The sequence below is a fragment of the Haloferax mediterranei ATCC 33500 genome (assembly GCF_000306765.2).
Taxonomy (GTDB): Archaea; Halobacteriota; Halobacteria; order Halobacteriales; family Haloferacaceae; genus Haloferax; species Haloferax mediterranei.
Window position 1 is genome coordinate 567,342 of the sequence record NC_017941.2, and the last position, 18,220, is coordinate 585,561.

Annotated in this window: 17 protein-coding genes and 1 tRNA gene; 14 read left to right on the forward strand and 4 right to left on the reverse strand. The window is 62.1% G+C overall.

Annotated elements, in window-relative coordinates; translation table 11 throughout:
- Positions 1–192: 192 nt before the first annotated feature.
- The 5 genes from HFX_RS02920 to HFX_RS02940 all read left to right on the forward strand — a co-directional run bounded on the left by HFX_RS02920 (position 193) and on the right by HFX_RS02940 (position 7,137).
- Positions 193–2,892 carry an ABC transporter ATP-binding protein gene (locus HFX_RS02920; RefSeq protein ID WP_049917436.1) on the forward strand — a complete coding sequence of 900 codons (2,700 nt, stop codon included), beginning with the start codon at positions 193–195 and terminating at the stop codon, positions 2,890–2,892.
- 126 nt (positions 2,893–3,018) lie between these two features.
- A complete protein-coding gene (locus HFX_RS02925; RefSeq protein WP_004057662.1) occupies positions 3,019–4,737 on the forward strand; it encodes an ABC transporter substrate-binding protein in 1,719 nt (572 codons plus the stop codon).
- Positions 4,738–4,759: 22 nt separating this feature from the next.
- Positions 4,760–5,779: an ABC transporter permease gene (locus HFX_RS02930; RefSeq protein ID WP_004057659.1), complete on the forward strand. Its 1,020-nt coding sequence runs from the start codon at positions 4,760–4,762 to the stop codon at positions 5,777–5,779.
- Positions 5,776–6,711: an ABC transporter permease gene (locus tag HFX_RS02935; RefSeq protein ID WP_004057657.1), complete on the forward strand. Its 936-nt coding sequence runs from the start codon at positions 5,776–5,778 to the stop codon at positions 6,709–6,711. The genes HFX_RS02930 and HFX_RS02935 overlap by 4 nt, the downstream gene beginning before the upstream one ends.
- 39 nt (positions 6,712–6,750) lie before the next feature.
- Positions 6,751–7,137, forward strand: a complete 387-nt coding sequence (locus HFX_RS02940) for a DUF7268 family protein (RefSeq protein WP_004057655.1) — start codon at positions 6,751–6,753, stop codon at positions 7,135–7,137.
- A gap of 120 nt (positions 7,138–7,257) precedes the next feature.
- Here the strand turns inward: HFX_RS02940 and HFX_RS02945 are convergent, their stop codons facing one another.
- A complete protein-coding gene (locus tag HFX_RS02945) occupies positions 7,258–8,484 on the reverse strand; it encodes an orc1/cdc6 family replication initiation protein (RefSeq protein WP_004057654.1) in 1,227 nt (408 codons plus the stop codon).
- An 844-nt stretch (positions 8,485–9,328) separates the two neighbouring features.
- Here HFX_RS02945 and HFX_RS02950 point away from each other — a divergent pair.
- The 4 genes from HFX_RS02950 to HFX_RS02965 are packed head-to-tail and all read left to right on the forward strand — an operon-like array spanning position 9,329 to position 12,703.
- Positions 9,329–10,333, forward strand: coding sequence for a DUF4129 domain-containing protein (locus HFX_RS02950; protein ID WP_004057651.1), 1,005 nt, complete (start codon positions 9,329–9,331; stop codon positions 10,331–10,333).
- Positions 10,330–10,944, forward strand: coding sequence for a DUF7269 family protein (locus HFX_RS02955; protein ID WP_004057649.1), 615 nt, complete (start codon positions 10,330–10,332; stop codon positions 10,942–10,944). Before HFX_RS02950 ends, HFX_RS02955 begins: the two co-directional genes overlap by 4 nt.
- A complete protein-coding gene (locus HFX_RS02960; RefSeq protein ID WP_004057647.1) occupies positions 10,941–12,209 on the forward strand; it encodes a DUF58 domain-containing protein in 1,269 nt (422 codons plus the stop codon). The genes HFX_RS02955 and HFX_RS02960 overlap by 4 nt, the downstream gene beginning before the upstream one ends.
- Positions 12,197–12,703 carry a DUF7519 family protein gene (locus tag HFX_RS02965; RefSeq protein WP_049917435.1) on the forward strand — a complete coding sequence of 169 codons (507 nt, stop codon included), beginning with the start codon at positions 12,197–12,199 and terminating at the stop codon, positions 12,701–12,703. The genes HFX_RS02960 and HFX_RS02965 overlap by 13 nt, the downstream gene beginning before the upstream one ends.
- A gap of 60 nt (positions 12,704–12,763) precedes the next feature.
- On the opposite strand, the gene HFX_RS02970 is transcribed toward HFX_RS02965, so the two are convergent.
- Positions 12,764–13,714: an AAA family ATPase gene (locus HFX_RS02970; RefSeq protein WP_004057642.1), complete on the reverse strand. Its 951-nt coding sequence runs from the start codon at positions 13,712–13,714 to the stop codon at positions 12,764–12,766.
- Positions 13,715–13,866: 152 nt separating this feature from the next.
- On the opposite strand from HFX_RS02970, the gene HFX_RS02975 reads away from it, so the two are divergent.
- The 3 genes from HFX_RS02975 to HFX_RS19955 all read left to right on the forward strand — a co-directional run bounded on the left by HFX_RS02975 (position 13,867) and on the right by HFX_RS19955 (position 14,753).
- Positions 13,867–13,951, forward strand: a tRNA-Ser gene (locus HFX_RS02975).
- A gap of 262 nt (positions 13,952–14,213) precedes the next feature.
- Complete coding sequence (locus tag HFX_RS19950; RefSeq protein ID WP_004057640.1) at positions 14,214–14,381, forward strand: hypothetical protein; 168 nt, start codon at positions 14,214–14,216, stop codon at positions 14,379–14,381.
- A 198-nt stretch (positions 14,382–14,579) separates the two neighbouring features.
- Positions 14,580–14,753: a hypothetical protein gene (locus HFX_RS19955; protein ID WP_004057638.1), complete on the forward strand. Its 174-nt coding sequence runs from the start codon at positions 14,580–14,582 to the stop codon at positions 14,751–14,753.
- 37 nt (positions 14,754–14,790) lie between these two features.
- Here the strand turns inward: HFX_RS19955 and HFX_RS02980 are convergent, their stop codons facing one another.
- Positions 14,791–16,329, reverse strand: a complete 1,539-nt coding sequence (locus tag HFX_RS02980; protein ID WP_004057636.1) for a (R)-citramalate synthase — start codon at positions 16,327–16,329, stop codon at positions 14,791–14,793.
- 193 nt (positions 16,330–16,522) lie between these two features.
- A complete protein-coding gene (locus HFX_RS02985) occupies positions 16,523–16,870 on the reverse strand; it encodes a DUF192 domain-containing protein (protein WP_004057634.1) in 348 nt (115 codons plus the stop codon).
- Between the two features lie 108 nt (positions 16,871–16,978).
- Here HFX_RS02985 and HFX_RS02990 point away from each other — a divergent pair, with 108 nt between their 5' ends.
- Together HFX_RS02990 and HFX_RS02995 are read left to right on the forward strand one after the other, a co-directional pair.
- Entirely contained in the window at positions 16,979–17,503 is a 525-nt protein-coding gene (locus tag HFX_RS02990) for a DUF7097 family protein (protein WP_004057632.1), read from the forward strand.
- A 123-nt stretch (positions 17,504–17,626) separates the two neighbouring features.
- Positions 17,627–18,178 (forward strand): GMP synthase subunit A, encoded by a 552-nt coding sequence (locus HFX_RS02995; protein WP_004057630.1) that lies wholly within the window; start codon positions 17,627–17,629, stop codon positions 18,176–18,178.
- Positions 18,179–18,220 lie beyond the last annotated feature (42 nt).

Sequence of the window (18,220 nt, forward strand, 5' to 3'; positions counted from 1 at the left end):
GAGCGATACCTAAACCTTGGCTTCTCCCGCCGGTGGGGAACGTCTACCTTCGCAGGGGTGCGGGAACTCGACGTTCCCACACCGGGCGCTCGCATTCGACTGGATTTCGGTCGCCGACTCGGTGACAAAAGTCTGAGATGGTCTGGCAAAAATTGAAAAGGTATATCATGCCATGCATATCATTCACATTCAATAATGAGTTTGCTCTCTCTTTCGAACCTTCGAACACAGTTTTCGACCGACCGTGGTCACGTCAAAGCTGTCGACGGTCTCGACCTTACGGTCGCCGAAGGTGAGACTGTAGGCCTCGTCGGCGAGTCGGGCTCGGGAAAGAGCGTGACGGCCCTCTCGACGATGGGTCTCGTCGACGACCCCGGCGAAATCGTCTCGGGGTCTGTCGAACTAGAGAGTCCACACCTTGCCGACGAATTCCGCGAGCAGTACGACGAGCCCTCGTTCGTCGACGGCGACATCATCAACCTCGTGGATGCCCCCGAAGAAGCGCTGCGCGTCGTCCGTGGGAGTGAAATCGGGATGATTTTCCAGGACCCGATGACCTCGCTGAATCCGTCGCTCACGGTGGGCGAACAGGTCGCAGAGAGTCTTCGGCTCCACCAGTACGGCGGCCGCCGGAAAGACTCGTGGTTCAACGCGGTCCGCGAATTGCTGCCGAAGCTTAGCCGTGATATCGACGACGAGGTGGTCGAACGGACCATCGACGTGCTCGAATCCGTCGGTATCCCCGAACCGGGTGCCCGCGTCGACGAGTACCCACACGAGTTCTCCGGCGGGATGCGCCAGCGCGTCCTCATCGCTATCGCGCTCGCGTGTCAACCCCGTCTTCTGGTCGCCGACGAACCGACGACGGCGCTCGACGTGACCATTCAGGCGCAGATTCTCGACCTCATCGACGACCTACAGGAGGACCTCGGGATGTCGGTGCTCATGATTACTCACGACCTCGGCGTCGTCGCCGAGACGTGCGACCGGGTTGCGGTCATGTACGCGGGCGAAATCGTCGAAGAGGGGCCGGTCGAAGAGATATTCCACAACCCCTCGCACCCGTACACGTACACGCTTCTCGAATCGCTACCGAGCGAGGAAAAAGAGCGCCTCACGCCCATCGAGGGCAACGTTCCTGACCTCATCGACATGCCCGAGGGGTGCCACTTCGCGCCGCGGTGTCCGTGGGCCAAACCGGAGTGTACCGCGGGTGAGATTCCGTACAAGCAACACGGGGGCGAAGCGACAGCGCACCGCTCGAAATGCGTCCTCGACGATTTCGATACCAGCGAGTACGGCGTCGACGCCGTCGGAACGATGTCGCAGACCAAGCCCTCCAACACTCCACTTCTCGAAGTCGACGGGTTACAGAAGTACTACCAACAGGCAGACGGCGTCTTGGACAAGTTCCTCGGGACCGACGACCAGAGCGTGAAAGCGGTCGACGGAATCGATTTCACCGTCTACGAGGGCGAAACACTCGGTCTCGTCGGCGAATCTGGCTGTGGGAAATCCACCGCCGGGCGAAGTCTCCTGCACTTGACGCCGCCGACGGACGGTCGCGTCGTCTTCTCCGGAACGGACCTTTCGGGACTCGACAGCGACGAACTCCGCGCGATGCGCCGTGACATGCAGATGATTTTCCAGGACCCGCTTTCGTCGCTCGACCCGCGGATGACCGTCGGACAGACCATCCGCGAACCGCTCGACGTTCACGACCTTCCGGTGTCCGACCCCGACGTTCGCGGCGAGGTCGTGGCTGACGTATCCGGTATTTCACCCGACCGCGTGACGGTCACGGCGAACGACGAAATCGACGCCATCGTGGGGTCGTCGAACGGTGTTTCGACGGCCCACGTCTCAATCACCGTCTCGAACGGGGACGTTGACGTGTCCGTCGAAGAGCGACTCCGTACCGAAATCGAGGTCGAACGCGACGGTGACACGGTGACTGCAGTCGACGTGACGGTCACGCCGGGCGAATCGACCCGTGAGCGTCGTCGTCGTCGCGTCCACCAACTGCTCGACGCCGTCGGTCTGGAAGTCGGGCAGTACGACCGCTATCCCCACGAACTCTCTGGCGGGCAGCGCCAGCGCGTCGGTATCGCCCGCGCACTCGCCGTCGACCCGGATTTCATCGTCGCCGACGAACCCGTCTCGGCGCTTGACGTGAGTGTCCAAGCGCAGATTCTCAACCTGCTCGAAGACCTCCAAGAGCAGTTCGGCCTGACGTACCTCTTCATCGCGCACGACCTCTCTGTCGTCCGCCATATCTCCGACCGCGTCGCCGTCATGTACCTCGGCGAAATCGTCGAAGTCGCGGACACAGGCGAGTTGTTCGAGGACCCGAGACACCCCTACACGAGGGCACTCCTGTCGGCGATTCCGGAACCGGACCCTGCTGCCGAGACGGACGACCGAATCATCCTCGAAGGCGACGTTCCCAGTCCCATCAACCCGCCGTCGGGGTGCCACTTCCGAACGCGGTGTCCGCAGGTCATTCCGCCGGCGGACCTCGACATCGAACAGGAAGCGTACCGCGAAGTGATGGACCTCCGCCAGCGAATCGAGCGTGAGTCGCTGGATGTCGAGACGGCGCGGGAGGAAGCAACGGCAGAGTCCGGGCAAGAGGCGGTCGCGGTGAGTGCGGACGGAGGGACTGTCGGCCGGAATGCGGTCGTCACGGAACTCCGAGAATCGCACCTGTCGCACTCGCTGTCGCCCGACCTGACGAATGTTATCGACCGTGCACTCGAACACGTCGTCGACGGCGAGTGGGAGGACGCAGCGGCGATTCTTCGGGAACGGTTCGAAAGCGTGTGCGAACGAGATGCCCCTGAACTCGGCACAGACGAGCACCCTGCAGCATGTCACCTTCTCGATAAATAGCCAACTCAAAGCTGGCGAGGTGTCTTTTGGTTGATTCCTATTCTTGCCGGTGGAGCTTGACGGAGTCTTTCAGTTACTGTCCACGTTCTTCGTTATTTTTATAGGGTGTGATTGATAGATACTGGTATGTCACAAGATGGCAATTCCCTATCCCGGCGCCGCTTCCTGAGCGCCGCGGGGACGGCTACGGCCACCGCAGCTCTCGCGGGCTGTACTGGTGGTAACGGCGACGAAACCACGACCGAAGAGACCAGTGGCGGTGGGGAGACCACGACCGAGGATAACTCCGGCGGTAACGGTGGCTCGCCATCTGTCCTGCGGTACGGCCGCGGGAGTCACTCGCCAACGCTCGACTTCCAGAACGATACGAGCGGCGAGGTTGCGAAGGTCACAGAGCAGATGTACGACACGCTCATTAACTTCGAGCCAGGCAAGTCCACGCTGACGCAGGGGCTTGCAACGGAGTACACGCTGGAGGGGAAGACGGCGTCCATCACGCTCCGCGAGGGTGTGAAGTTCCACAACGGCGAGGAGTTCACCGCAGCGGACTTCGTGGCGACGTATCGCCGTTTCGTCGACAATAGCTACGAGAACTACGCTGGCGACGACTACGTCTCCGCCTACGGTCCGTTCACGCTCGGGTCCTGGATTGACGAGATTCAAGTCGATGGCGACTACTCGATGACCATCAAGTTGACCCAGACGTACGCACCGTTCCTGCGCAATCTGGCGATGTTCGCGGCCGCCGTTCACTCCAAGGCCGCCATCGAGGAGTACGGGACGGAACTCAAAAAGAACCCAGTCGGTACCGGTCCCTTCAAGCTGAGCAACCTCGACGACGCGAACGAGATTATCCGCCTCGAAGCGAACACCGACTACTGGGGCGAAGGTCCCAACGTGGACGAAGTCGTCTTCGTCACCATCGGACAGAACTCCACGCGTGCGCAGTCGCTCGCGTCGGGCGAACTCGATATCGTCGACGGTCTCGGCGCGCAGTCGTCCGTGCAGGTCGAAAACGCGAGTAACGCCGACCTCGTCCGCACCGAGGGTATCAACATCGGCTACATGGCGTTCAACATGGCGAGTGTGGAGGAGTTCCGCGACAAGCGCGTCCGGCAGGCAATCAGCCACGCCATCAACACCGAAGCCATCGTCAACGAGATTTACTCCGGCTTCGCGACACAAGCGAGCCAACCGCTTCCGCCGAACGTCCTCGGCCACAACGACGACCTCGACCCGTACCCGTACGACACCGACAAGGCACAGAGCCTCCTCGAAGAGGCGGGCTACGGCGACGGCTTCTCGTTCGAACTGGCGACGTTCCAGAACCCCCGCGGGTACAACCCATCGCCGATTCAGACCGCAGAGACCGTCGCGTCCAACCTCGGCGAAATCGGCATCGATGTCGAAATCAACCAGCAGTCGTTCAGTCCGTTCCTCGAATACACCGCACAGGGACGCCACGACGCCTGTTTCCTCGGTTGGTACACCGACAACGCCGACCCGGACAACTTCATGTACGTCCTGCTTCACCCGCAGGTGGAAGAAGGAGAACTCACCGAGGGCCAAGACTGGGTCAGCTTCGACGCGGAAGGCTACAACACCAGTAACCGCTCCGGCTGGGCGAACAGCGAGTACATGGACCTCATCGAGCAGGGGCAGAGCACCTACGACGAAGCAGAGCGTGAATCGCTGTACAACCAGGCGAACCAGATTGCGCACGACGAAGCTCCCTGGGTGTATCTCGACTACGCGGACGAACTCCGCGGTGTTTCAAAGCGTGTCAGCGGGTTCAAAATCGCGGCCATCAGCGGCCCGTACCTCAACCTGGTTAGCCTGAACTAAGGGACTGACCACCTTTCGATTCATGATTTCGACACGATTCGTACTCAAGCGGCTGCTGTTGCTCGTCCCCGTGCTGGTTGGAGTGGCATCGCTCGTCTTCTCCATCCTGCACCTCTCTCCGGGCGACCCGGCGCTCACCATCGCTGGCGAACGAGCGAGCGAGGAGTTCGTCCGGCAGGTCGAAGAGAGTCTCGGGCTGAACGACCCTATCTGGGTGCAGTACGGGCGGTTCTTGGCCGATGCCGCGCAGTTCCAGTTTGGTGAATCATTCATCATTCAGCGGAACACTCCAGTCCGTGAAGTGCTGGCGAGCAAACTGCCAGTCACGCTCGAACTGGCCCTCTACGGCCAGCTTATCGGCGTCTCGCTCGGCATCCCGCTCGGCATCCTCAGCGCCGTCAAGCAGGACAGCATCACGGACCACCTGACCCGTATCGGTGCGCTCACCGGTATCAGCGTCCCCATCTTCTGGAGCGGTCCGCTTCTCATCTTGCTGTTCGCACAGATGCTCGGATGGCTCCCGACGAGCGGCCGGATTTCGGTCCTCTACAACGTCGAGGCCATCCGCGTAACGGGGCTTGTCACAATCGACACGCTCCTTGCCGGGAACATGGAGATGTTCGTCTCGGCGGTTCGCCACATGATTCTCCCGGCGTCGGTTATCGGCGTCTACTCGATGGCGCTCATCTCGCGGATGATGCGCTCGTCGATGCTGGAGGTCATCCGGCAAGACTACATGCGGACTGCCCGCGCGAAGGGCCAAGGCGCGAAGATTACGGTCCTGAAACACGGCTTCCGCAACGCGATGATTCCCGTCATCACGGTCATCGGCATCCAGTTCGGTGGCCTGCTCGGCGGTGCAGTGCTGACGGAGACGGTGTTCGCCATCGGCGGTATCGGAACGCTCCTCGTCGAGGCCATCAAGGTCGGCGATTACCCCATCGTTCAGGGGACGGTCCTCACCTTCGCGTTCCTGTTCACGCTGGTCAATCTCGGCGTCGACATCACCTACTCCATCCTTGACCCGAGGATCGAACAATGAGCACGGAAACCAAGACGACGACCGAGACGCCGGCCGACGTGGGTCAACGCGGTCTTATCGACCGCCTCAGAGCCTCGCCGTTCGTCTCCCGACTGCTGTCGAATCGCCTCGCACTGGCTGGGATTGCCATCATCGTCACGATGGTGGTCATCGCCATCTACGCGCGACTGTTCATCGACCTGGAGGTCATCACCCAGTCGCAACTGGGGACGAACCCGAACCGCGCAGCACCGAGTTTCCAGTACCTCTTCGGAACTGACGGACAGGCGCGGAGCCTCCTACCGCGGGTCGCCTACGGCGCGTGGTACGCGATGCTGTTCGGGACCGTCACCGTCGCCGCGTCGACCACCCTCGGCGTCGGTCTCGGCATCATCGCCGCGTACTACGGCGACGTGACGGACAACGTCATCATGCGGACGATGGACGTGTTGCTCGCGTTCCCCTCGCTGCTCTTGGCGCTGGCGCTCGTCGCCATCTTCCCCGACGAACTCGGGCTTTGGCGGGCGGTCGCCGCGCTGACCTTGGTCTACACGCCGCGGTTCGCTCGCGTCGTTCGCGGGGCCGCACTGACCGTGCTCGAAAACGAGTACATCGACGCGACCGTCGCCCTCGGCGCGGCAGACCCGAGAGTGCTGGTTCGGCACGTTCTGCCGAACTGTCTCGCACCGATTACGGTGCAGAGTACGCTCAACTTCGGTCTCGCCATCATCGACCTCGCCGCCCTCTCGTTCCTCGGGTTCGGTGCCGAGGCCGGGACGCCCTCGTGGGGACTCATGCTCTCGAACGGCGTGAGTCAGGGTCTCCTCACGGGCATCTGGTGGTGGTCGTTCTTCCCCGGGTTCTTCCTCGCACTCACCGTGCTTGGATTCAACCTCCTCGGTGACGGGATGCGCGACGCACTCGACCCACGGATGCGCGAAGCGGTCGACTAACGCTTCGAACCGCCCTTTTATTCATACCATATATAAATCATGCCCGCCGAACCTGACCACCCGACAGAAGAGCGCCCGCCGCTCGTCGAGCAGGCCACAGTCCGCCTCCGAATCGTTGGCACCGCAGTCCTCGTCGGCGTCCTCATCTCGACGGGTGCGCTGGCCGGGACCGTACTGGCGGGTGCGTATGCAACGAGCGTCGACACGGCGTTCGCACTCGGATCGCTCGTGTTCGGGTTCGGACTTCTCGGGTGGTCGGGTGCCGTCGCACTCGGTCGCGGCATCGAGTCGATGCAGAACCACCTCGACACCGGGACGGGGTGGACCGAACCGGACGCACGCCGGGCGATGGCCCGAATCCTCGGGTTCGGTCTCGGCGTGATGCTCGGGACGATGGGGTTCGGTTCGGTCTTGGTCTCGGCGTGAGGTTCGAGTCGGTTGTCTGAGGAGAGGAGAAGGGAGGAAAAGGGAGAAGAAAAGGGAGGAAAAGGGAGAAGAAAAGGGAGGAAAAGGGAGGAGACGCTCCGTTTCGGTTATTTTGTTGACTCAGACCGCTTCGGCCTGCTTCGCCGTCTTCCGAATCTCGTCGAGGACGGAATCGAGCGAGAGCACGTCGGAGAGCGCTTCCATCGCGCTGGAGAAGGGTACGTCGAGGGCGTAACTGTAATAGTTCCCCCGCGACCCGGTTCGGTTCTCTTCTGCCGAGAGGATGCCGAGCATCCGAAGGTCGGACAGATGGTTGTGGACCGAGCGCTGGGCGAGCGGGTCGATACCGGCGGAGTTGCACAGGCGAAGATACTCCTGATAGAGGTCGCGCATCCGGCACGGCGTCTCGTCGTGGGCGGCCTTCGAGACGACTGCGAGGAGGGCAAAATGCCCGTTTTCGGTGAGTTCTCGCATTCCTTCGACGACGCGCTCCTGTTCGAGTTTCTGGCGGGCGATATCGACGTGGTCGAGCGTGATTTTCTCGTCGTCTTTGTTTTCGGCGTGTTCGCCAGCCAGTCGGAGCAGGTCGAGAGCCTGCCGCGCACTCCCACTGTCGCGGGCGGCGAGCGCGGCACACAGATTGAGAACGCCTTCTTCGCAGGCGTCGGCTGCGATGGCGACCTCAGCACGGGATTCGAGGATATTCTGGAGTTCCGGGGCCTGGTACGGCGGGAAGTGCAGTTCGCGCTCGCAAAGCGTGTCCTGCACGCGCGGGTCGAGTTGGTCGTGGAACTTGAAGTCGTTCGAGATACCGATGAGACCGACTTTCGCGTCTTCGAGTTTGCCGTTCGAACGCGCTCGCGGGAGTTCGTAGAGGAGTTCGTCGCGGTCGCCGATGGAGTCCACCTCGTCGAGGACGATGAGGATAGTTCCACCGACGTCGTCCAACTCCTGGAACAACTTCTTGAAGACAGTCTGTTGAGGATAGCCGGTCGAACTGATTTCCGCACCTGGTGGTCGGAGTTCGTTGACGAGTTCGACCGCAACCTGATACGAGGAGTTGAGCGTCTTGCAATTAATAGAGATGACGCTCAGGTCGACGTCGTCGTACTGCGATACGTCTTCGAGAAGCATCTCGAGGAGGAACTCGGTGACCGCAGTCTTTCCCACGCCGGTGTTGCCGTACAAGAAGACGTTGTTCGGTTCCCACCCGTCGACGACCGGTTGGAGTGCGTCCATGTACTCCGAAATCTCGTCGTCGCGCTCTTCGATGCGCTCGGGCTTGTAGGACTCCCCGAGGGCGTCCTTGTTGGTGAAGACGTTTTGTTTTCGCTCGAACCGGCGCATTAACGTCGGTCCGTTGTATCGTCCCCTTATTTAAAACCCCGATTTCATCTGATTCATGTGAATTTGGTGGTCGGTGTCGTATTGTCGGTAGTCTTTCCTCGTGTGACGGTTGTTGACCCCCGGTGAGAGGGTGTTTGTACGTGTGTTTGGTGTGGTATTAGGTTCCATTCATCAGGGTGTATGTGAACACGTTTTAACAGACACACACCACTTTTGCAAGTGAACAACAGTGTACGAGAGTACCTAGTAGAACAACAGTCCACGAATTCAACTAAAGCGTTGACAGGTTAAGGGCGAGAGAACCGTTGTCGCACGTGATTCGGATATCGACAATTCAGTAGTTAGAACGTCTAAAACGGCATATTCACCTGCAACAGTGGTGGGTGTTGCGGGTCGACGTTCTGGATTCGTTCACTTGTAGTCGTGCTCTCTCCGACCGAACCCCCCTCACACGCTCGTGGCGCTTCACATGCAACAGTGGTGTCTGTGGGTCACCCCACCCCCCACTATCTCAACGCATATTCACTTGCAAATGTGGTGTGTGAGTGTTGAAACCCGATATCTGTCCGTCAGTTCGTGAGCACCATTCACTTGCAGGAGTGGTCTGTTTCGGTGCATTCATCCGACAGTTTCTGCCGGGTTTCCCTTTGAATAGCCTCGATTCCAATGAGCCTCGCTCAGAAACCCGTTTCTCACGCGGAATACCCACTGAGTTTCTCACGCGGAATACCCACTGACTCAGCTATCGTCGCGAGACTCTCTCACATCGAGTTCGTCGGTCATGTACCTGACCTCCGCGACGTCCCTCGAAATTTCTTTACCTCGGATACTGTTATCCTTTGTCGTGGACCGCTCTGCCCTCCGTTCCCTCGTACTCGCCCTCCTCGCGGTTGTCGCCCTTTCCCTCGTCGCGGCGACTATCGACTCGACCGTCGTCACGGACGGTGGCCCATCAGGATTCGGAGTCGGTAGCTCCGACGGTGGCGTGGCGGGTGAGTCTGAATCGACTGGCTATCAACCTGCTTCGAGTACGGCTGGCGACTTCGATATTCCGGCACCGTGTTTCCCGTGGTTGCTCTCACCCACGGTTATCGGCCTCATCTCCGTCGCTTTCCTTCTTCTCGGTGGGTACGTCTATCTGAGGTCACGGTCGCTTCTCCCGCCGCTTGCCGTCTTCTTAACTCTCGGGCCCCCTGTTATCCTCGTTATTAGCCTTTTTACGGCGTGCAGTACGGAGCTATCGTTCTCCTCTCGCGTCTCCGGGGCCGCGAGGAACGTCTCGTTTCTTCCGCCGGGTGGTGGCGGACAACTCGGTGACGGTGGCAGCGCAGCACAAACTGTTTCGCCCCCGACGCTGGTGTTCGGTCTCCTGCTCGCAGTCGCACTGGTCGTCGCACTCGTGATGCTCGTCACCGGTACCGGAGATACCCCGACCCCCGACGACGATGCCGAGACCGTGGATGTCGAACCGGACGCCGACGTCGCTGCTGTCGGGCGGGCCGCCGGGGCCGCCGCCGAACGCATCGAGTCCGATGAAACCGATGTGGAAAACGAAGTCTTCCGGGCGTGGGGTGAGATGACGACGCTACTCGACGTTCCGAACCCACAGTCCGCCACACCGGCCGAGTTCGCCGCCTCGGCGGTCGACGCCGGAATGTCGCGCGGTGACGTGACTGACTTGACGACGCTCTTCGAGGAGGTCAGATACGGCGGCTTCGAGGCAACCACAGAGCGCGAGCGCCGAGCGGTTTCGGCACTCAGAAACATCGAATCGACCTACGCCAACAGGGAACCGGGTCATAACAAACACGGCTCGGAGTCCGGCGAAGACACCGAGGAATCCCAATGACGAAAACACGAACTCTCGCGCTTGTCGTCGGTGTTCTCGCCACAACTGCGGGACTCGCAATCATCGCGGGCGTCTCTCTCGGACTCGAACTGACCGACCTGTTTCTCGGGCTTGTTGCCGCGCTCGCGGCATTACAGGGGCTTCGGTACGTCCAGCGCCGACGCGATACCTCGTACAAAACCACTACGACGGATGACCCGGAAATGCGCGTCTCAGTTCCGGTTCCTGGCGTTGATTTCGATGATGAAATCGCGGCGGCCATGACTCGTCGGAAGCGGTGGGCTGCCCGTAGTCGAGTTGTCGACCGCCTCGAATCGCGCGCGCGACAAGCACTCGTCCTCCGCGGCGGTCGAACACCGGCGGAAGCCGAGACGCTTCTCGATTCTGGTGCGTGGACCGATGATGTAGTCGCTGCCCGCTTCCTCGGTGCGGAGGCTTCGCTTCCGCTCCGTCGCCGACTTCGACTGCTCCTGTCCGGCCAGTCCATGTTCGCCGAGCGCGTTGACCGGACCGTCGCTGCAATCTCGAATATCGGAAACGAGTCCGCGCAGACTTCACTCGACGAAACTGGGTCGGTCACGGTCGACGAAACGGGGGGTGAACACCCATGACCCACCGATTCGACACTGAGCGTTGGGTCGGAATCGAAGGTCTCGTCCTCATCGCCGCCGCGGCGGGTGTGTTCACTCGGGAGGCTGCGCTCTTCTTGCTCGCCGGACTCGGTGTCGTTCTTCTCGGCTACGCCCGAATCGCCGCCGTCCCCGAGGTGTCGCTACATATCGAGCGTGACATCACTGATTCGACGCCTGCACCGGACGACGAGGTCGAAGTCACGCTCCACGTCACCAACGAGGGGCCACGAACGCTCTTCGACCTCCGCATCGTCGACGGCGTACCACCGGCGCTCGCCGTCTCTGACAGTCCTGCCCGTCTCGGAACGGCCCTCCGCCCCGGGGCGACCGCAACAGTGACGTACACCGTTACGGCGATTCGCGGCGAGCACACCTGGGATGAGACAGTTGCTGTCGTCCGCGACCCGAGTGGTGCTGTCGAATGTCGCGAGACAGCTTTCGCAGAGACGACGCTGCGGTGTGAACCCGAACTGGCCGCGACGGCTGACCTTCCGCTCCGCGGACTCACCTCAAGATATGCCGGACGCGTCGAGACGGACGTACCGGGGTCGGGACTGGAGTTCGCCTCCATCCGCGAGTACCGCCGCGGCGACCCGATACGCCGAATTGACTGGAACCGTCGCGCACGCACGGGCGAACTCGCAACCGTCCAGTTCAGAGAAGAGCGCGCCGCGGCCGTCGTCCTCGTCGTCGACACGCGCTCGGAGGCACACGTCGCCCCCGACGCCGACGACGAAACGGCAGTCGAACGGTGTGTCGACGCCGCGAGCATCGCGTTCCCGGCCCTCCTCGACAGCGGTGACAGCGTCGGTATCGCAGCCTTCGGCCCGGAAGAGTGTTGGCTTGCCCCTTCGTCGGGGTCGGACCACCGCGCTCGCGCTCGGCGACTCTTCGCGACACACGCCGCGTTCGCGCCGACACCGCCTGACAAGGCGTTTTTCCCCTCCGTGGCCATGCGCCGACTTCGCCGTCGGCTTTCGAGCGACGCGCAAGTCATCTTCTGCTCGCCGCTCGCCGACGATTACGCCGCATCCGTCGCGCGCCGGTTGGAGGCGTACGGCCACGCCGTGACTCTCGTCTCGCCGGACCCGACGGCAATCCAGACAGTCGGTGCCCGACTCGCACGGTTGGAACGTGACTTGCGACTTCGCGAGTTGCGTCGCAGCGGCCTCCGCGTCGTCGACTGGGGTGACGAACCGCTCGCAGTCGCCCTTTCGCAGGCTGAGGCGGGGTGGTCGCGATGAAAGAGATAACTCGCCGACCGACGCGTACGGGCACCGCGATGTCGCTTTCGGCGGCCAGTCTCGCCACGCTCGCGCTCGCGTTCACGACGACAATGGCTGCCGCTGGGGCGCTCGTCGCCACAGTCATCCTCGCTGCCAGCTTAGTCCGAAGTTCCCGCCGCGTCCTTGACGTAGCGGGTGGCCTGTTTTTCCTCTCGCTCGTCGTCGGCGGTATGAGCGGGCCTGGTGCGGAACCAATCCTACTGGCGGCTATCGCGTCGATTCTCGCGTGGGACCTCGGAGAAAACGCGCTGTCTGTCGGCGACCACCTGGGCCGTGAGACCGACACGACCCGTCTCGAACTCGTTCACGCCGCGGCGACACTCCTCGTGCTCACAGTCGGAGCGGGCGTCGTCTACGGAGTCGACGCGGTTGCCTCCGGCGGCCAGCCAATCGCCGCAGTCGTATTGTTGTTGCTGGGCGCAGTGGCGCTCGTTTCGGTCGTCAGGCGATGACGCTCGTTTCGGTCGTCTGGCGATACCGACCCTTTTTCTTCAGTCGTGCGGTCGGCGTGCTCAGTCCAGCGTCGGCACGGCTACCCGGCCGAGCACGTCGGCGACGACATCCGACTTCTGTACGTCTTCGACGCGGGCGTCCGGGGTGAGGACGAGTCGGTGAGCGAGCACGGACTGCGTGACGTGCTTTACGTCGTCCGGCGTGACGAACTCGCGGCCTTCGATGACGGCGCGGGCGCGGGTGGCCTCGAACAGCCGTTGTGTCCCGCGTGGCGAGACGCCGATTCGAACCCGGCGGTCAGTTCGAGTCTCGCGGGCGAGGTCAGCCATGTAGCGGAGCAGGTCGTCGTCGACGCGGACTGATTCTGGCGCGCGCCGAATCGCAACGACCGAGTCGCGGTCGAGGACGCACTCGACGCTCGGACTCTGTTCGGTCCGTCCTGCACGCCGCCGGAGGAGTTCGACTTCACCATCCACGTCCGGGTAGCCGATAGCTGACTTCACGACGAAGCGGTCGACCTGCGCTTCGGGGAGCGTGAACGTCCCTTCCTGTTCGACGGGATTCTGCGTGGCGATGACGAAAAACGGCGTCGGCAGTTGGTGCGTCTCGCCGTCGACGGTCACCTGTCCTTCTTCCATCGCCTCCAAGAGTGCGGCCTGCGTCTTCGGCGGCGCGCGGTTGATTTCGTCGGCGAGGACGACGTTGGCGAAGATGGGACCGGGCGAGAATTCGAAGGTGCGGTCGCGTTCGTCGTAGATGTTCGTCCCGGTTACGTCGGTTGGGAGGAGGTCCGGCGTGAACTGCACGCGGGAAAACGAAAGTCCGAGCGCGGTGGCGACGCTCCGCGCAGTGAGCGTTTTCCCGGTGCCGGGAACGTCTTCGAGGAGGACGTGACCGCGGGCAAGGACGCCTGTCAGGACGGTTTCGAGGAAGGACCGGTCGGCGATGACGGCTTCCGAGATGGCGTCGAGAACCTGCGTACAGGTCTCGCTCGCCGTGTCGATGTCCATGTCTCGTCCCCCGTCTGCGTGCGACTTATTCGCATTGGTCGGCGTCCGTCGATTTACCCCCGATGTGCCGTCGATTCAACTGTGGGAATCCTCGCCGCAGTCCTCGGAAATCGAAACGGATTAAACTATCCGCGAGAGAGAAGACGATGGAAGCCGAGGTAGCCTAGCCCGGCCAAGGCGGTAGATTCGAAATCTACTGTCCATTCGGACACGTGAGTTCAAATCTCACCCTCGGCGCTTCTCAGCGAACTCAGTCCGCGAGAGACTTTTGTGTCTCTCGCACACCTGATTCGCTGTGTACGCTTCACTGAGATTTGAACTAGCGAGCGAACGCAGTGAGCGAGTGGAGTTCAAATCCCACCCTCGGCGCTTCTTGCGGCCACAACACTTCGAGCGGCGCGTTTCACCACACCGCGATGGTGTGTGTCCGACATGTGAGACAACCCGTGAACCGAGCCTCCGACGAAAAGGTTGTCAAACAAGCACTATATGGTGAACTATGGATTCCGCACTCGAACAGAGATTGGACGCTATCGCCGCCCTCTTGCTCCTCCTTTTCGTCATCGAAGCCTACAAGATTGCAGGTTCCACCGGTATCCTGCTCGCTCTCGCAGCGGGTGTGCTCGTCACTTACTGGACAGCATCGGAAGCAGAAGCAACATCGTGAGCGCGACGGACGCGCCGAGCCGCACAACGTCCCAACGAAACGCCCGGCACAGCACGGTAGCCATTCGGCCTACTATCGATGTTGATACGCAACAAAACCGAATCCGAGTCGCACGCAGCACACCCCGACTTTGTCCCTCGATTTCACTTTCACTCTCCTAGGATTCGATACATATCCCCTCCCACCGTTGCAACTGGTATGAGCGCGGACGCAGCAGACACGAACGAACAGGGCGGAACGCGACGCATCGACGTCACGACGGTTCGGACCGGCCGAGTCGCCGACTACGCAGAGACGCAACTCGGCGACGCCGCCATCGGGTTCGAGCGCCGAGGTGGGTGGACCTACCTCGTCGCAAAAGAGACGCGCTGAAGCGCACCGAATCAACCCTGAAAACGGGAGTTTCTCCTCAGTCGTCGGCCGATGCTGGTGTCGCAGCGGTATGGCCCGGCGCGAGAAGTCGGTCGAGCGCATCGACCATCGCCTGCACGCTCGCACGGGTGATGTCCGCGTGCGAGGAGGCGACTGAGACGCTTCGGTCGCCGTGAGACATGGTTACTTCGACGGTGACGACCGCGTCGGTCCCACCGGTGATGGCGTCGACGTGGTAGTCGTCGAGTTGTGCGTCGGCGTCGGAACCGAGGGCCTGCCGAACTGCTTTCACCGCGGCGTCAACCGGGCCGGAGCCAGTTCCGGAGGCGACGCGTTCTTCGCCCTCTACGCGGAGTCTGACGCTTGCAGTCGGAGTCCCGCCGCCGGAGGCGGCCGTGAGGTCGAGGAGTTCGACCTGTCGTTCGCGTTCGTGCCCCTGTACGTCTTCTGCGAACGCGAGGAGGTCGGCGTCGGTGACGCGTTTTCCGCGGTCGCCGAGTTCTTTCACTCGTTCGACGACGGCGGCGACTTCCTCGCCGGTTGCGTCGACGCCGTGTTCGTCGAGAGCGGCCTTGACACCCGCGCGTCCAGCGTGTTTACCGAGGACGAGGCGACGCTCACGACCCACCGTCTCCGGCGGGTAGGGTTCGTACATCGCGTCGTCTTTGAGCGTGCCGTCGGTGTGGATGCCGCTTTCGTGGGTGAAGGCGTTCTCGCCGACGACGGCCTTGTTCGGCGGAAGCGAAACGCCCGTCGAGTGAGCGACCTTCTGAGCCAGCGCGTAGAGTTCGTCGAGTTTCACCGTCTCGACGTCGTAGCAGTGCTCCAGCGCGATAGCGACCTCTTCGAGTGCGACGTTGCCGGCGCGCTCGCCGATGCCGTTGACCGTGGCGTGGACGAGGTCCGCTCCCGCGGCCACACTGGCGTGTACGTTCGCCATGGCGAGTCCGAGGTCGTCGTGCGTGTGGGTCGATGTCGGCCCGAGTTCCGCGAGCCGAGAGACGACATCGTACGTGTGCTCGGGGCTGGTGTGGCCGACCGTGTCGGCGAAACAGAATCGGTCCGCCCCAGCGTCGTGGCTGGTTCGTGCGAGTTCTTCGAGAAACTCCGGCGGCGCGCGAGAGCCGTCTTCGCCGATGACCTCGACCCACAGGCCGTGGTCCTTGGCGTACGCGACGAGTTCGTCGGTCGTCTGAACGACACCCTTGCGGGTGGTGCCGACTTTCGACTCGACGTGGCGGTCACTCGACGGAACGACGAGCGTGATGCCGTCTACGTCGCAGTCGAGTGCGAGGTCGATGTCGCTTTGGACGCCGCGGGCGAAACTCGTCACCGTCGCGTCGAGGTCCAGCGACGTGACGCGCTTGATGGTTTCGCGCTCGCCGGGACCGGTGCAGGCGCTTCCCGCTTCGATGTAGTCGACGCGGGCGCGGTCGAGCGCGCGGGCGATGTCCGCTTTCTCGTCCGGCGACAGCGAGACGCCGGGCGCTTGCTCCCCGTCGCGAAGTGTCGTATCTAACAGCTGTACCGAATCAGAAGTGCGTAGCTCGGGGGTCTTCCCGAATCGTTCGTTCACGGTAGAATCGTATCCTTGTAAGCTAGAACCGTCGAATTTCACAGCCAGCCGTCTCGCGACGACTTACTCTATCCTCCGCCGGTGTGGTAGGTTCCGACATAGTAGTTGAACACATCTGTCGATGAATGTATAAAAGAGATGGTTCCGACAGAAATTGGTGTCTCGTTGGGGTCGAATCCGCGTAGCGGGGAAATCATTCAGCGAGTTCGACGAGGTCTCCCGGCTCGACATCGTCGGCCGCCCCCGCCGGAAGTTCGATAATCGTGTCGGCCATACCGAACCCGATGCCCGTCCACGCGGACAGTCGTTTTTTTTGCTTGACCTCGTCGCCGATGAGCCAGAGCGCGTCGATATCGAACGGGACGAACACCATGTGGAGACTGTGGCGGTCAGCATCATCGAACCGGAAGACGAGCGCGTAGTCGTCCGGAACGGAGCGTCGAAACATCAGCCCGCGTGCTTGCGAGAGAAACGAATCCGCCGTCTCGACGTTCGACGCGAGCGTCGTTTGGTCTCCGTTCTGTCGGTGTACGAGTCTCACGCACCCGGATTTGGTGGGATGCGTGATGAAACCACCGCCGGAGACGGGATGTCCACGAACGAGCCGGCGAGAGCAACGTTTAGGCCTGCGCCGTCCCGAACGCGCTGTATGGAGCGGACGCCGACAGGGACGCCCGTGGGTGTCGACGACCCTTACGACCACGCCGACCGCTGCGACCATCTCACGAGCGACGGTCACTGTCGCCTCGCTCGCGAGTACGCCGACCGCGACCCGGCGTTCGCCCGCGAGCGAGCACGCGCCGATTACGAGTGTGTCGCCGCCGCCGACGGCTGTGAGTTCCGCGACTGTCCGCACTACGCCTCTACGACGAATGGGCGGGAATGCACCCGTTGCGGCCTCGAGGAGGTCCGCATGGCACACGACTCGGCGGCCCGGCCGTTGCTCGAAGAGCACCACCTCTCCTACGGCACCCGCGACGGCGACGACCCGTCGCACGAGATTACGGTCGCACTGTGTCGCTGGTGCCACACGAAGGTCCACAAGTCGTTCGCCCGCATCGACGACGATGCCGCGCCGGACCCGGAGGCCATCGCTGCACGTGAAGCGCGACGGACGAAGGAGCTAGAAGAGATGGGATTTCAGTCGGCACGGGACCGCGCTGGCGACAGATAACGTTCGAAATCCGGTCGGACGCGAGACCGACCGCGTTCGGAGAATGTGCCAATTCGATGCATGGATACGCGTATCTCGACCACTCTTCGATTCACTTTTACGCACGGTAGTCCAATCCGGGACATGACCCGCATCGTCGTCATCGACAACCACGGGCAGTTCACCCATCTCGAACGGCGCGCACTCCGTGACCTCGGCGTCGACACCGAACTCATCGACAACGACACGGACCCCGAAGCAATCGACGCGGACGGTATCGTCCTCTCCGGCGGCCCCGACATGGACCGCATCGGCCGCAGCGCCGACTATCTCGACCTCGACGTTCCCGTTCTCGGTATCTGTCTCGGCATGCAGATTCTCGCCGAAGAACTCGGCGGCCGCGTTGACTCTGGCGACTACGGCGGCTACGCCGACGTCGACGTTGACATTCTCGACGAAGCTGACCCGCTTATCGGTTCGCTCACCCCGAAGACGCGCGTCTGGGCCAGCCACGCCGACGAAGTCAAGGAAGTCCCCGAAGGCTTCACCCACACCGCCACGAGCGACGTGTGTACTATCGAAGCCATGAGCGACGCCGACCGCGGCCTCTACGGCGTCCAGTGGCACCCCGAAGTCGCCCACACCGACGAGGGCGAGGAAGTCTTCGAGAACTTCATCGAAGTCTGCAAGCGGTAGAACGCTGTTTTCGGTGGGGGCGTTACCACGTAGCTCTTACAA